Source organism: Saprospiraceae bacterium, from assembly GCA_016719615.1.
In the GTDB taxonomy this organism is placed as follows: Bacteria; Bacteroidota; Bacteroidia; order Chitinophagales; family Saprospiraceae; genus Vicinibacter.
The window spans coordinates 56,994-72,944 of the sequence record JADJYQ010000005.1; the positions used below are offsets into that span (position 1 = coordinate 56,994).

At 37.4% G+C, this 15,951-nt stretch carries 12 protein-coding genes and 1 pseudogene; 9 read left to right on the plus strand and 4 right to left on the minus strand.

Going from position 1 to position 15,951, the window contains the following annotated elements; genetic code table 11:
• Positions 1–5: 5 nt before the first annotated feature.
• Together IPM92_10055 and IPM92_10060 are read right to left on the minus strand one after the other, a co-directional pair.
• Entirely contained in the window at positions 6–374 is a 369-nt protein-coding gene (locus IPM92_10055) for a hypothetical protein (GenBank protein ID MBK9108684.1), read from the minus strand.
• 86 nt (positions 375–460) lie between these two features.
• Entirely contained in the window at positions 461–973 is a 513-nt protein-coding gene (locus IPM92_10060) for a DinB family protein (GenBank protein ID MBK9108685.1), read from the minus strand.
• Positions 974–1,131: 158 nt separating this feature from the next.
• Here IPM92_10060 and IPM92_10065 point away from each other — a divergent pair, with 158 nt between their 5' ends.
• From IPM92_10065 to IPM92_10075, 3 genes are read left to right on the plus strand one after another with little or no spacing between them, the layout of a single operon-like run.
• On the plus strand, positions 1,132–1,707 hold the full coding sequence (locus IPM92_10065; protein ID MBK9108686.1) for an RNA polymerase sigma factor: 576 nt from the start codon (positions 1,132–1,134) through the stop codon (positions 1,705–1,707).
• The gene (locus IPM92_10070; GenBank protein MBK9108687.1) at positions 1,670–2,542 is read left to right on the plus strand and encodes a hypothetical protein; all 873 of its coding nucleotides are present in this window, start codon (positions 1,670–1,672) and stop codon (positions 2,540–2,542) included. Before IPM92_10065 ends, IPM92_10070 begins: the two co-directional genes overlap by 38 nt.
• 33 nt (positions 2,543–2,575) lie before the next feature.
• The gene (locus IPM92_10075; protein MBK9108688.1) at positions 2,576–3,706 is read left to right on the plus strand and encodes a hypothetical protein; all 1,131 of its coding nucleotides are present in this window, start codon (positions 2,576–2,578) and stop codon (positions 3,704–3,706) included.
• An 899-nt stretch (positions 3,707–4,605) separates the two neighbouring features.
• On the opposite strand, the pseudogene IPM92_10080 reads toward IPM92_10075, so the two are convergent.
• Both IPM92_10080 and IPM92_10085 read right to left on the minus strand, forming a co-directional pair.
• Positions 4,606–6,056: pseudogene (locus IPM92_10080) on the minus strand (MBOAT family protein).
• Between the two features lie 35 nt (positions 6,057–6,091).
• Complete coding sequence (locus IPM92_10085) at positions 6,092–7,135, minus strand: hypothetical protein (protein ID MBK9108689.1); 1,044 nt, start codon at positions 7,133–7,135, stop codon at positions 6,092–6,094.
• A gap of 194 nt (positions 7,136–7,329) precedes the next feature.
• Between IPM92_10085 and queG the strand changes: the two genes are divergently transcribed.
• The 6 genes from queG (at position 7,330) to IPM92_10115 (ending at position 15,507) form a co-directional block, all read left to right on the plus strand.
• On the plus strand, positions 7,330–8,253 hold the full coding sequence (gene queG / locus IPM92_10090) for a tRNA epoxyqueuosine(34) reductase QueG (protein MBK9108690.1): 924 nt from the start codon (positions 7,330–7,332) through the stop codon (positions 8,251–8,253).
• Positions 8,254–8,447: 194 nt separating this feature from the next.
• A complete protein-coding gene (locus tag IPM92_10095; protein MBK9108691.1) occupies positions 8,448–10,421 on the plus strand; it encodes a T9SS type A sorting domain-containing protein in 1,974 nt (657 codons plus the stop codon).
• 108 nt (positions 10,422–10,529) lie between these two features.
• Complete coding sequence (locus IPM92_10100) at positions 10,530–11,231, plus strand: SDR family oxidoreductase (protein MBK9108692.1); 702 nt, start codon at positions 10,530–10,532, stop codon at positions 11,229–11,231.
• A gap of 11 nt (positions 11,232–11,242) precedes the next feature.
• The gene (locus tag IPM92_10105) at positions 11,243–11,908 is read left to right on the plus strand and encodes a nitroreductase family protein (GenBank protein ID MBK9108693.1); all 666 of its coding nucleotides are present in this window, start codon (positions 11,243–11,245) and stop codon (positions 11,906–11,908) included.
• A 1,017-nt stretch (positions 11,909–12,925) separates the two neighbouring features.
• Positions 12,926–14,011 carry a hypothetical protein gene (locus IPM92_10110; GenBank protein ID MBK9108694.1) on the plus strand — a complete coding sequence of 362 codons (1,086 nt, stop codon included), beginning with the start codon at positions 12,926–12,928 and terminating at the stop codon, positions 14,009–14,011.
• Positions 14,012–14,061: 50 nt separating this feature from the next.
• A complete protein-coding gene (locus IPM92_10115; protein ID MBK9108695.1) occupies positions 14,062–15,507 on the plus strand; it encodes a T9SS type A sorting domain-containing protein in 1,446 nt (481 codons plus the stop codon).
• Positions 15,508–15,951: the final 444 nt, after the last annotated feature.

A 15,951-nucleotide genomic window follows, 5' to 3' on the forward strand; every position in this document is an offset into this window, starting at 1 on the left:
CTTCATTATTGAGTAGCTTTTTCCACATCAGTCCAGGTATCCCAAACTAATTTTAACTTCTGTTTAAAAAGACTAGAGTCTTCGCTTTGTTCGAGTATTTTAAATAAGTCATGCATTTCTCCGCGTTGATGTTCATATTTTTTGACGACGGGAATAAGTGCCTCCCAGGCTTTGCGGTGAGTGGTAAAGGCATTTGTAAAATTTTCCGGACAATATTTGAAATCCATAATTGCAAGAGCACTGGTATAATTGGAAATCGTTTGATCAAGTGAAATTTTTTCGCAAGCATGATTGCGAATAGTACCTAAGGAATCATCTTTGGCAATAATGCGTTGCATGCATCCGGAGGGATGAGTAGGGGGCCATTCGATCATCAAACTTATTTGCGAGAAACAAACTGAAGTGTAAAGGCTAAAAATGAATAGTAATATGTTTATTATTAAAGGCATAATGATAAGCTTCATAAATTATTTAATATTTCGCGCATACTGGCAAGATGATGGTCGTCGTGTTCCGCCACAAAATAGGCCATATCAACGGGTTTCATTGGAACTTTTAAACGTGGATGTCTGGAGTGAAACGACATTCTAACGTCATCCAATTTTCTGAGACTTTGAATAAATACTTTTCGGGTATTATTGAAGTTTTCGATCAATTCAGGTATTGAATTTGAATTATGGTCCGCTTGCTCTGTTTTTATGTTTTGCATGTCAGCAGCGCGAAGTGTTTGCTTGCCGGATAAAAAGTCTTCTATGCGGCCTTCATGCAATTCTTCCAGATCTATTAAATGTCCGATATGCTCCTTCAAGCTCCATTTTCCATCCAGTTTTTGAGATGCCCGGTCATCGGTAATTTGTTGTAACATAAACTTTAACCTCGGACCGGTTCCTTCCAGTCGCTCCATAATATTGTATATCCAGCCTTCCGGGATATCAAATTGAAATGTTCGGGCAGTCCAGGCTAGTCTTTGCATATAATAATTGACTAATAGGAGTAAAATTAACATGAAACTCATGATGGAATGTAAAAGGCTTGCTTTGTGGGATTAAAAATTTCTTAAAAAAGATGGATTCCCATGCAACGTTTCGGGCAAACATCCATCTTTATGTAAATTCATCGAAACGAAAGTTTATGCAAGAATGGGTCAAACAGCTACAGAATAAGGATCCGGAAGCGTATCGAAAGTTATACGACCGGTTTGCCCGACCCATGTACAGCGTATGCCTTCGTTTGACCGGACATGCCGATGATGCTCATGATGTGTTGCAGGAGAGTTTTATACGCATTTTTGAGAAAATCGGACAATTAAGACAGGCGGAGCTCTTGCCAGCTTGGGTCAAAAGGGTTTGCGTAAATACGTCTTTGCAGTATATGAAAGAGCGCAAAAACCTTCGTTTTGAGGGCCTGGAAGGGAAACCGGGCATGTTTAATGTTCAGGAAGAATCGGATGTTTTAAACCATGCAGACCAGGAACAATTACTGGATCAGATACACGATTGTATCCGTTTACTTCCGGATCGCTACCGTGTCGTTTTTACGCTGCATGTACTCGAAGAGTATTCACATGAAGACATCGCAAAGGAATTGGGAATCGTAGCAGGAACTTCACGCAGCCAATATCTGAGGGCGAAACAAAAATTAATTGAGTTAATTCAAAAAAAACAAAATTATGGCGGACCATCTGAAAGACTATATACAAAAGTCTAGGGAGCACCTGGACCGGGATGAACCGCGATTGGATTTTAAAGAGTCGCTGTTTGCTGAGATCGAAAAACGCTCTGCACAGAAGCGCCCCTGGTTTGCCAGCTTATATGTAAAGAGAATAGCAATTGCTGCAAGTTTATGTTTGTTGGTCATTTGTACTTTTCTCATATGGCAGGAAGATCCTAAGGAATCAAATACGCTTGTTTCAAATTCTGGTGCAAGTTTTCAAAAGAGCGCAGATTCAGCAGTTTCTATGGAAACAACGAAAGTAGATGTAACCGAGAAGCTAAATGAATTTAAGCCACTGGATCCTCCAATATTAACGAAGAATAATCCGTCGGATCTAAAATCTAAAAATATAACTAACGATCGTAAGTTATACAAACAAGAAACACAAAAATTAAATGAAGATCCGGTTTTAATCGCTAATTTGGAAAAAACCAAGCCAACAGAAATCCCGCAATCCAATACGGGTGGTGATTTTACACTTCCAAGCCATACCGAGACAGTACACACACAAGCAACTGAAATAGTAACTGCTATAAACCCGTCAGAAGTAAAACCGGACGTGCCATTGCAAACGATTCAGGAACCTGCAATGGAGTCTTCCAGCTCAGAACAAACCATTGCGATGGAAAGCAATCAGACGCAAAATGTAGGCAGCTTTATCAAAAAAGGGGTATGGGGTTTTCTAAAGAAAAAAGCCAGACAAATTACAAATAATGCCATCGATATACAATCCGATGAAAGCAAAGAGCCCACAGCATTGGCCTTGCACTTCAAATCAAATCTCATTGAAGTACAAAAGACCATTCCTTTAAATCAAGAAAGTGACTAATCTTATTTATTAAATACATTAAAATTAAAATTTATGAAATCGAAATTATTAATTATGTCAATGTTGAGCTTATTTTCATTCCAGCTCATAAATGCACAGGAAACTCCTGCTCCACCACCGCCGCCTTCAGTTGCTCCACCAAAAGCTCCCGTAGCGCCTCCTGCACCTGCAAGTAAGGAAGACACCACGAAATTGAATCTTGGCAACAAACAGATTATCATTATAGAAAATAAAGAAAAAGCCAATGCTCCAAAAGAAGAATGGGAAGAAGAACTCGATGAGGGATTGGAAGAAATGCGCGAGGGCTTGATGGAAGCCAGAAAAGAATTAGAAGCTGCGCTGAAAGATTTGAGAAGTAAGGGTCTGGCAAACGAAGATGTTGAAAAGGAATTGAAGAATGCCGAAAAGGAAATAGAACGGGCTGATCGGGAAATAAAGCGTTCAGAAAATAAATCAGAAAAAGAAAGAAACCAATTAAAATTGGAACTCAAACTAAAAAATCAAAATGATGAAAACATACCACCCACACCTGAACCGCCTAAAGCCAGAAAGAAAAAGAACAAAGGAGCAACTGTAGGCTTCATCGATATCGATCTGGGTTTAAATTTTTTTAAATTCGGTGAGGGCATTAGTTCGGAGATGAAATCAGATCTGGAATTAAAAAACTGGAATTCATTAAGCACAACACTTACTTTTTTGCCCACAAAGATTTTTTTAGGATCGCCACATCTTATGTTGATGACTGGACTTTCCTGGCGCATCGGGCAATTTGAATTCAAGGAAAAACTAAATTTTGCACCCAATCAAACTTTGGTTTATAACAAACAGGACAATGTCAAAGAATCTCAGTTTATGACACATTATCTTCAGGTGCCACTGAGCTTGTATGTTGAAAGTAAAAAAATCCGGGGACTCGGTAAAATTGGAATGGGAGTGGGCGGATATGCAGGCGTTTTATTACATCACGAACACGAATTAACAACCACAGATCCCAATCAATTCATCGAAACAGAAGAGGATTTTGGTATCAAGAATTTTCGTTACGGTCTCACAGGCAGAATCGATGTAGGTGCTATAAAGTTTTTTGGGAATATGGATCTCAGCGATTTCTGGACAGGACAAGATATCCGGAATATTGAATGTGGACTTTGGTTTGATTTTTAGTATTTTGAAATCATTTTAAGAATGACTGAATATCAAATAATTTAAGAGTAATTGTCTTAACAAGTCGTTTGACTTTCTTCATAATTTGGTAAGCCTGTATGTCGATGGATATACGGGCGCCTTTTTTTTAAGAGGATGGAATAAGGATAATGGAATAAAAAGTATAGATGGAAGTACACCACTTGCTTTTCAAAGACAAAAAGAATACATCTTCAATTCATCATCCGTCTGGAAAACGGAGTTTTCCAATCGCCCCGGCGTATCCCGCTTTGATTAAGTTATTTTAAACTATTAGAGTTTCTTAAAGCGGGATGAAGACTACGCAGAGCAACTGTTTTTAAAATTATAGAAACAATAATAAAAGACCGGTAAATAGCTCTCCTCTACGCATCGTGGAGAGGAGCTGGAGGTGAGGTGAATGCGACTCAATTATAACCACCATCATATTGCATCTGCTTTTGAATTTGAATATTATTATTGAGGTCATGCAGAATAAAACGCAAATGACTAAAACTTAATGGATTGACAATAATTACTTGAAAAGAAATTATGGTCAATAAAGAAAATTTTGTCCCGTCAGGGACAACATATGGGTAGACGAATAAAATCCCGGGACACGGCGTGCCGTAGGTACGCAAGAGGATTAAAGAGTATGGATTATAGAGCAAAGAGTAAATTCTTTTAAAAAGTATAGTTTCGAAAATAATTGAAAATAATTGTATTTTAATTGAACTAACATCCGTTAGGGCGTGTTTTTTTCTAACAGACTAACAGACTAACAGACTAACAGACTAACAGACTAACAGACTAACAGACTAACAGACTAACAGACTAACAGACTAACAGACTAACAGACTAACAGACTAACAGACTAACAGACTAACAGACTCAATCTTCCCTCAAAACTGAAAATAAATAAAACTGCTCGTGCTTTCCTGACTTAACAAAACCATCAACACTAAAAATGCCCATAACAAAGCAGACAACCACCAGGGCCATTTTTAACTTCGATGAGGACCTGTGTATTCCTAAACAGCCAATGAAAGCCAATCATGCAAATTGTGATGACAGCTACCTTGCATAAATCAATGGAACTGATGAGCGGTTTTGAATCTTGTGATAATCCTATCATGGATTGCAACATTACCCATGCACCTCCAAAATCCTGTTCTCGAAAAAACACCCAGGTGATATTGATCAACATAAAAGTTGCCAGTGCTTGTAAAAAACCCATTGAGAAAAAACTGTTTACCCTTTGCAAACCTGGGGGCATCGGGGATTTGGATTTATTTGGAAATGTTTCTTTAATCCATTTTTCTCCAACCAAATACAAACCATGTAAACCGCCCCATACTACAAAGGTCCAATTGGCACCATGCCATAATCCGCCGATTAACATGGTGAGCATGAGATTTAGATATGTTTTGAAATGACCACTTTGATTACCTCCCAGTGGTATGTACAAATAATCGCGCAACCACTGAGATAAAGTAATATGCCAGCGTTTCCAAAAATCAGAAAAACCAATAGCCGCATAAGGATACCAAAAATTTTGTGGTAAAATAAATCCCAAACAGGCTGCAACGCCGATGGCACATGTCGAGTAACCGGCAAAATCAAAAAATATTTGACCTGAAAAAGCAAAAACACCAAACCACGCATCTAAAGCCATCAATGGATCTTTAGAATCAAAAATAGCATTTGCTGTTGGAGCTAAAAAGGTATCTGCCAGCACTACTTTCATAAACAAACCTAGGCTCAATAAAAACAAACCATCTATAAACTGATTACGTGTAGCTGATTTCGGCGTTTCAAATTGGGGAACCAATTGAGGCGGCCTGACGATAGGGCCTGCAACCAGGTGTGGAAAAAAAGTCACAAAGAGCGAAAAGTCTAAAAGTGATTTTACCGGCTTACTTTCTTTGCGGTACATGTCGATGGTATAACACAAAGTAGTAAACGTATAAAATGAAATTCCTGCCGGTAAAATAATATCGGGTTTTGCAGGATGGAAATCCCAACCGATCAAATTGACCAAGCCAACAAAATTCTCCAATAAAAAGGCACCGTATTTAAAAAAACAAAGCATTCCCAGATTACCCATCAAACTAATGACGAGTAGAAATTTCTTTTTTACGGGATCATTCTGTTCGTAAAGTGCCTTTCCAACAAAAAAATCTACTATGGTAGAAAGCCACAACAGCAATATAAAAACAGGATTCCACGCTGCATAAAAAACATAACTTGCAATGAGCAAATTCACCTTTTTGAACTTCCAGGAAAAAGGTGAATAATGCAAAGCCAATAAAACAAGAAAGAAAACAATAAATGTCAATGAATTAAATACCATTTTTCTTAAATTGAACGGATAAAAAAAGCTAAAATTTAATTTTGGTTTTTCAAAGCCCAGGCGTGTTCATTCCGGAGAATTTCAATCAGTTTTTTGGTAAAAATTTTTGCGCCGGAATGATCTAAATGTGAATATTCAGGACAGTCTAATGCAGCCATTTCCGGGTAATCCGTAAAAAAAATTCCTTTGCATTGGGTGGTATCCAATATACGTTGCCAGTACAACGCTCTCGGGAAAGCAAAATTTTCACCGGCAATTTCATCTCCGGTAGAGGGGGTGCGCGTAAAGACTACATCTACACCTCTTGATTTTAATTTTTGAACGTCAACTTGAACCACGCTTAATAGTGAATCAATTTGGGATGCAGTTGGTCTGGGTTTCTTTTTACCCATTTCTCCAAAAAATTTCCAGATATTTTTCACTTTTCTGGTTTCTGTGGTGTCTGCAGCAAACGCTTCAGTAATCACAGATTGCCTATATTGGTTCACTCTTTCAAAGCCGCTTGGAAAAGATGGCGGCAACATGACTCCTTCTCTTTTGGGTACAGGTAATTTGCCGAACATAGGATTCAATGTAAAATTTTCCTTATCGAGAAAGACCAAATAAGTTTGTAAAAACCAATCAATATGGTAGGAGGCCTTTTGTGCATAACTTTCCTCTTTTTGATATTTGATGCCGTCATTGGGTCGTGAATAAGGAGAAGGGCTGAAGTTGAAAAATAATTTTTCTGTAATGTCAATTATCAATTTGCCTTTGAATTTTTCGTCATTGGCCAGATCATGCAGTACCGGAAGAGGGGTTGAGCCTACACAAGCTAATTGTATGGCTTGTTCGCCGGTTTCCTGCATCCATGTTTCTGCATCCAGATCAAATTTTATGCGCGAAGACCCAATGAACACAGTTGCATCATCTTTGGCTTGATAAACTTTTCTTCGTTCATGTGCCCAAAAATCAGCTTCGTCGTTATAGGCAGGCTGAAATCCCAAATGGCGGAGGTAGAGTTCCCAGGAGCCTATCGAAAAAACAACGAGGAGGCAGGCACCCAGAAAAGTGCGTAAGGTAAAATCAGGACTTTGCATGTAAAGGCTTTATTAAGTTGATTTGTTCGGCTTAAAGGTATTTAAAATTTTAGATTAGGCTCATAAGATGATTTCGTGGGTTTCCCGCTGATTTGCGCAGATCTGCGGGAAAGCAATCGCTAGGCTAATTTTTTATTCCAATCCTGGTTCGCTAAATAAATTTGCATGTTATACCTTGGCAAGAATATCAAAAGATGCAGATTTATCAGCAACAACTTAGTGAATACATAAAAGAACTTGGTTTCGACCACGTTGGATATGCAGAATTGAGAAGTTTAGATAAAGAATCTTCTAGATTACAGGATTGGTTAGATAAAGGATTTCATGGAGAAATGTCATACATGGAGCGGTATTTAGATTTCAGAAGAGATCCGCGTTTATTAGTTCCTGGCGCAATATCTGTGATCGTATTAATCCATAATTATTATCCTGAGGCTACACAGATCAATTCGGACTTAGCGAAAATTGCAAAATATGCCTATGGAAAAGATTACCATAAAGTCCTTCGCAAAAAATTAAAAGAAATAGAAAAGTGGATTAAAACAAATACAACATGCAAAGTGCTCAGATATTTTGTGGACTCCGGACCAGTTTTGGAGCGCGAGTGGGCCAAAGAAACTGGTTTGGTGTGGAATGGAAAAAACACTTTGTCAATTCATCCGCATATGGGTTCTTATTTTTTTCTTTCCTGTATATTCACAGATCTTGAATTTGATTACGGAACTCCTATCAAAGATTATTGTGGAACATGCACGCGTTGCATAGATGCTTGTCCTACGAATGCGATAGATTCGAAAGGATATGTTTTAAATGCCTCGAAATGTATTTCTTACCTGACCATTGAGAAAAAATCTGAGATTGACCCTTCGTTTAAGGGGCAATTGGATAATTGGATTTTTGGTTGCGATGTTTGCCAGGAAGTATGCCCCTGGAATCGCTTTTCTAAAACCCATAATGAGCCTGATTTTAAACCTTTGGATGGGCTGCTTCAAAAGTCAACTGAAGATTGGTTGCAGATGACGGTTGAAGAATTTGAACAAGGATTTTCCAATTCTCCACTGAAACGAAAAGGCTTAGGCGGTTTTCAAGACACAGCGCGATTCCTATCTGAAAAATAAATGGGGCAAATTCGCTTGGAACCTAATTCACATTTTTTTTGTTTATATACATGATTATGAGTTAGATATCCCTCGGCAACAAGCCATTTTAAAGATTGTCGTTTTAACAAATATGTAATTTTAACGTTTGCACAGCTTTAGCCTGTTTGACACGTTTAGAAAATGTATTATTTTTAAACTATAAACCATTGAGGATGCGAAGCAAAAGCAATTATTGGATTCTACCCGGAACTTTGGTTTTGTGGTTAGTTTTTTCAGGCTCGAAAATGGAAAGGCCCACAACCTTGACTGTTGATTGTCCGAAACCTATCACCCTAACTGAAGGTTCAAAGTTTGATACTACTGTGACCGGCACGCCAAAAGTGCTCACCAATACCGGAGGAAAGGTCACCATAGGTTACCTTGAAGTTTACCAAAAGGGAGACTGCAAGAATAGAGCTGATCTAGTGACTCGCATTTTTACGATTACCAATGCAGCCGGCGATCAGGTTCGTTGCAACCAATACATTACCATACAACATCTCACGATCAATGATATTCGAATACCCACAGATACCATTATCGACCATCCGGATAGTTTAACCAGCCTTACCGTTAAGTTGTTGCATATCCCGAAATCCTTAGGATCTGTGCGCATCAATTTTTTTGACACGCGCATTTCTCAAAATTGTAATATTCCAGTGAGTATTCGTAGACAATGGTCCATAGAAGATATTTGTAATGGGCAAGTTCGGACTGGAACCACCTTTATGAGTGTACATAAATACTTCAGCAGTTTTAAGCAAATTATCAATAAATCAGATGTGGTATGCGAAGATGAAGGATTTATAAATCTTACATCCGTTGGTGAGTTTGCACCTTACAGTTATAAATGGAATACCGGCGACAGTTTATCTTATTTATTCAATGTTCGCTCTGGTACCTATACCCTGACGATTACAGACCGGTTCAATTGTACAGCATCCGTTGTTTATGATCTATTATCGATGGCCCAGCGAGCCGATATTGGAGGAATCATTCGCAACGATAAAGGAATTAAAGTGACTCCGGATTCTATCGTTTTTGAAAATGAGAATCTGATCAAAAAGTTCTGCATTTCTGAGAATATCGGATTGCATTATGGATTTACGCTAAAAACAAAAACGCCGGGTCAATATAATTTTCGGATGGTCAAAAATTCGCAATCGAGAGATGGGATCAGCACCAAAGATATCGTGATGATCCAGAGGCATATACTGGGTATTGATAGATTTAAAGATACTGCGCAAAACATTGCAGCGGATGTGAATTTTAATTTTCAAATCACAGCATCGGATATAACTGAAATCAGAAGAATCATTCTTGGAATCAAAGAAACTTTCTCCGTTGCAAGACCTTGGTATTTTTTGCGACAAGATTGGAGAAGTTTGGCCATACCGAACAGGCCCATTTCAGATATTGAATTCAAAGGCGTCAATGTATTAAATTTTCCATTGACAAATGTCAACGTATTTGCTTTAAAAATGGGCGATGTCGATGTGAGTTATTCTGGTTTAAGTAATCCGTCGGTAACACGAAATGGGGAAAACTCAGAAACATATTTAGAAACAGGACAAATGACATCAGAAGGTATTCCAGTTTATCTTCGAAGTGATGGAACGATGGCCGGGTTTCAATTTAGTTTGGCTTTTGAGTCAACAGTTCCTTTAGAAATCGTACAATCGCAAATCCCTTCTCAATACTATTATTTATCTAAAGAAGGTTTGCGTGTGAGTTGGGATGCCGGCACTAAACAAAATCTGGATCCATCCAAACCCTTGTTTGTCATCAGATCAAATGCTGATTCTAAATTGATATTGACTGAAGAACTCGGAGCTGAGTATTACGATAACAGCTTAAATACTTTTCCATTGTCTCTGAAACAAAAGGAGGATGAAAAGTTGATTCAGAAAACTTCTCATTGGTTTTATCCGAATCCGGCAACAGATAAGGTCTTGATCAGTTTAACCGAATCCGAGCATTCTATTCTTAAAATTTATAATCTGCAAGGAGTCGAACTTGAGAAGTATAAATGGGCTGGTAAATCCAAACAGCTGATTGAACTAAAACATCTTCAAAGGGGCATATACATACTTAAACTTGAGGCATCGGATGCTAAGATCCGATGGGCGCGTTTAATTTTGCAATAAGACTTGTAAAATCATTCAGCTATGATATTGCATTTCAAATAATTGTTTTTAAACAATCAATTTTCATACGTTTTCAATGGAAACAAAATTCCCTGACTAAATTCTCTCATGAACATCGTCATCACCGGAGCGAGCAAAGGAATTGGAAATGCCATTGCGAAAAAGTTGGTAGCCAATGGCCATCATGTTTTTCTGACATCGCGCAACGAAGGGGATCTGGATTTATTAAAACAAGAATTGCTTGCAATAAATCCCATGGCTAAAATCCATTATTTTCCATGTGATGTATCTGATAAAATGCAACTCAAAACTTTATCGGTTTCCATACTTTCACTTTTCCGGCAAGTAGATGTGCTGATAAACAATGCAGGCGCATTTATGCCCGGGCATATTATGGACGAACCCGATGGCAATTTGGATTATTTAATGAAGACCAATTTTGAAAGTGCCTATCATTTGACGAGACTCTTGTTGCCCAATATGTTGCTGCGAAAATCCGGGTTCATTATAAACATGTGCTCCATAGCAAGTTTGCAGGCTTATCCGGGAGGAAGTTCTTATGGCATCAGTAAATTTGCATTATTGGGATTCAGTAAATGTTTGCGTGAGGAACTTAAGGACTCCGGAATAAAAGTCACTGCTATTTTGCCTGGAGCAACCTGGTCGGATTCCTGGAAAGGATCTAATGAACCTGCTGACCGACTGATGATGGCTGAAGATATTGCTGCTACAGTGGCTTATATTTTATCATTAAGTCCATCCGCAGTTGTTGAAGAAATTATATTGAGGCCGCAATTGGGAGATTTATAAATTATATAGCAATGAGTGATGTTTCTTTTATTCCCTATTATCCTATCTTATATGCTCCGGATAAAATGTATTTGCGAGCAGAAGGATTTTATAACTTAATGGATGGTCGGCGCACGGTTAGAGATTTTTCTTCAAAACCTGTTTCCAACGAACTCATTGAATTTATTCTTAAGACCGCAGGCACAGCACCATCAGGTGCCAATAAACAGCCCTGGACATTTTGTGTGGTCAGAAATAAAGAAATGAAAAAGAAAATTCGCGAAGCTGCTGAAGCCGAAGAATATGAAAATTATCATGGCAGAATGCCGCAGGAATGGTTAGATGATCTGGCTCCATTAGGTACCGATTGGAATAAACCATTTTTAGAAATGGCTCCTTGTTTAATTGTTGTATTCAGGAAAAACTATGATTTAGTGGATGGAATCAAGAAGAAAAACTATTACGTCCAGGAGTCTGTAGGACTTGCTTGCGGATTACTCATCGCGGCTATTCATTATGCAGGTTTAGTTTGTTTGACACATACACCAAGTCCCATGAATTTTTTGCAAGAGATATTGCATAGGCCTGAAAATGAAAAACCCTTTTTATTGATTCCTGTTGGCTTTCCTGCAGATGATGTTTCAGTACCTGCAATTCAAAGAAAACAGCTGCATGATTTTGTAGAATATTATGATTGAATTTTGGATCAAAAATCTTTATTGTCTGAATCAGAATTTACAGAATTGAAGAATTTTCAGAATGGTTGGAACTCATGTATGATGATGATATGTTAGTTTTCCCCAGAGGTTGCAGATCTGGCTTTTTTTTCATAATCCATATTGTCTGAATCAGAATTTACAGAATTAATGAATTTTCCGAATTGAATTCAGGGAATTATTTAAAGTATAAAAGCAGACATTAAATCTTCTGTCCGCGGCCTTTAGCCTTTTACCTTTAGCCTTTAGTCTTATGTTAACCGCTCCTACCATAATCATGTTATTTTCACAATAAGTTCTTTCATGTCTGGACTGAAAATTTCTTAACTGTCTGAATTAGAATTTACAGAATTGGTGAATTTGCAGAATGTAGTATTTTGATAAAAGAAAAAAGTAAAGTGGCGAGTATTTATTTTCCTTAACTAACGAACATTTGTTGGTTTTAATAATGGAAATGAACAACTTTTAATCTTTCTTCTAGGCCTAAACAGAAAACTTCATTGAAACTGCTCCCGAAATGATCGTGATTGCTCGTTCCAGAATATGCTTCTTTTTAAGACTAAAACTTTATACTTCTAATTTCTCTATTTGCATTTGAAGTTATTGCGATCTATTTCAATGAAATCTTTGATGCATTAAACTTTTAGAGATATGTTAAAATTTAAGATTTCTAAAAAATATATTGTTAAAAATTAGGAAAGTATTTTTTTTTTTGTTATACTTTTGTCAATATTTTCTAATAGTAAACCCTAATTGAAATCTCTCAAGAAGCTAAATTTATTTAGTATTCAGATCAAGCATTTAATTCAGCTCAGTTTATCCTTTTACGGATAATGGTTGTAATTGCTCTGGCTGCAGTAAAGGGTTTTATGGCCTGAATCCCTCTATAGGATAACTCTGCCGAGCGGTTGCTTTTGTTCACACCGGTGATATTGAACAAACGGGATTCCTGAATCCGTCAATGAGGGTAATCTATTTTATTTTTTAAATTTTTCTGCTATGAAAAATTATTGTTTTTTTGATTTGCACGAATTGAATTATCTTTATTCGCGTGCAAAAAGTATTTTAGGGTTCACTGGTTTTAGCCTAATTCTATTGATGATGTCATCCTGCGACAAACAATCACCTGAAATGTATCCGAAGCTATCCAAACCTTCGGATACCCGCATCAGTCAAGACCGATTGAAGGCCTTTTCTGATCGCATGAAATCAAGGTCTTTTGGACAATTGCTTTATGGCCGAACAGATCCCATACCACCTGAAGATGCCAACGACCTGGTTGAAGGCACTTTGAATTATGATTACTGCGATGCTTCTTCCAAACATTTTTTTACAGATGCTTCTGATACGACTATTGTAGTTTCGCTCACCAGTGGAGAAGTCGAGGAAGAAGATGTGGAACAACTTTACCTTGATGCAGAGGGATTTGCCGGAAGGCATTTCAATGGTATAGAAGGAGGGTCAAAGACTCCATTTGTATATGATTTTGAAATTATTAGCACAGCATACAACTCTGTTACCATTAAGGTTTGGAGTGTAGTAGCGACAGGTACCGTTTATTCTCCATGGTCAAGAAGAACATTTGGATCTGGTAATTATGAAGCCATGTATGCAGTTGAAGATCGCTGCGCCAGTTCACCTACCAGGGATGGTGCAAAAGATATCGGCGACTTTATCAATTACAATATGAATGAAGAAAGTTATTATTATTATTTAGCGCCAATCACAGGACATCAATACAGAACTGATGTTTTCGGTCATGAGTACTTATGGCAGTTTAAATGCCAAGAGGGGATGAATAGTTGTTGCAGTGGTTGTACCAATGACTGCAGTGAATTAGATCTGGACGATATTTATTGTTTAGATCAGACCGCTATGAATGATCATCTGGATGAAGCCGAAACAGATATGTTTGTCAATAACACTTACTTTGTTCAGACAGGGTATAGTTTTGGCCGCATTCATACCAGTGAAGGTAATAGATTTTGCTCTTCTGGTGAAGAAGAAAGCAGAATTGATCGCTGGCTTTTTGGATACCTGACAGGTGTGCGCAATTATGATCCGCACACTTTAAAAACATTTTAATTTACACATTGGCCGGGCGGACTTATCCGTTCGGCTTTTTAATTTTGTATATGAAAAAATTCATTATAGTTTGCATTCTCCTGCACGTCAATCTGATTTTATTCTCCCAAGCCTGGATCATCGAAGGACCGGGTATAGTTAGAGGTGAAAGCTTTAGGTTTCCTGTCGAATTGAATAATGAAGACCTTTTTATTCATTATCAGTCTGTTGATACTTTATACAACCGCAATTCCTTATTACAAATCCGAAATTCAAAGGGAGCACTTCTCAAATCCAGAGAAATAAATCGGCCTGACACGACCTTTTGGATATACAATGTCAAAAAAATCAATGATATAATTGCATTATTGTTTTTTGGATATGTTGGTACTGAAAATGAATTAAAAGATATAATTGCCACTGTGGTTTTGGTCGATTATGATCTAAATATTATTTTTGAAAAATCATTTACGACAGATAAACGAAGTTATGCTTTTGGCAATATCTGGCAGGATTCGGATTCCACTTTTTTGGTTGGCTATTGGGTTGAACCGAATTCATTAAGCACAAAACGCTATGCAAGTTTTTTTTATCGACTGGATACGACTGGCAAAGTCTTAAACAGCCATATATATGAACCCGGAGATTTGAACCCCCTGTACAGATACATCTTTACCAATCATAAAAAGGATTCTGCTTTTGTATTTACAGATTTTAATGAGATCATGTATTTGGATGAGAATTTAAGTCCTGTCTTTTACAAAGCATTAAAACATTGCACAACAGATTCATGGGGCAGCCTGGTTTTGCATCCTGATGACAGTTCTTATATTTTTTTAGAAACCTATTGTAATGGCAATAAACCGGCTAATGGAGCCGTGATTAAATATGATAAATCCTTTAATCCGGTAAAACTGGTTTCTTTACCCGAAGACACTTATAAAACGCCTGGTCTGGGAGAATTTTATAATCCTTTGGCCCCTAACAGCATTTGGCTGGTTGGCTCACGAGTACCACCACCTGCCCCGTCGTATCCTATTCCCATAATTATAAGCCGCCTGGATAAAAACCTCAACACTATTTGGACTAAATATTTTGAGGACAATCAGGCTCGCGATTTTCCGTGGATCTTTGCTACTGCTGATGGTGGATTACTGCTTTCAGGTACCAGAACAAAAAGTACGGGATTTAATGGAAAATGGACTGCTTTTCTGATGAAAATTGATTCCGCAGGGAATTTTCCAACGGCACAAACAGATCTCAACAAAAATCTAAATTGGGCTGTCACCGTATTCCCAAATCCTTCTCAAAATGCTTTTAATTTCAATCTCGAATATGCTAATTCAGATTTTACCTTGCGATTATTTGATATAGATGGAATAGAAGTATTTGAAACTCAAAAATTAAATCAGGGTAGCTATAATTTTAAATTGGATAAGCTATTACCTGGTACATATAATTATATATTCTATCAAAATAATCTCGCGAAAGCAAGTGGTCATTGGATAAAGCATTAGCAGGAATTTATTAATTCATTTAAGAGTATGAGCTAATTGAGAGTAACCAGCATTTTATGGATTTTTTGCGATTGTATTACTTTCATTAGTTGTTGGAAGTTGTTGGCTGGTATTTTATTTGATGTAATTAATTTTCAATATCCGATCTGTCTGAATCAGAATTTACAGAATTAATGAATTTTCAGAATTGGGATGGTGTCATCTTCAGATAAAGTCTTTTAGTCCTGTAAATTCTGATTAAATATTCAGTCCAACAAAGCCCATTTTGAAATTCCTAATTTTCTCAAGGCTGATTTCAAATCTAACTTCACTTATCCGAATTTATTAGAACGATTTTAATAAACAGCCGTTTTAGCAGAAGCTTATTTGTGCCAATTGAACCTAGATAGTTGATCACTTCATCCTTTTTTTTAGCCGTTTTGTACATTCTTTGAGTAGGTTCAA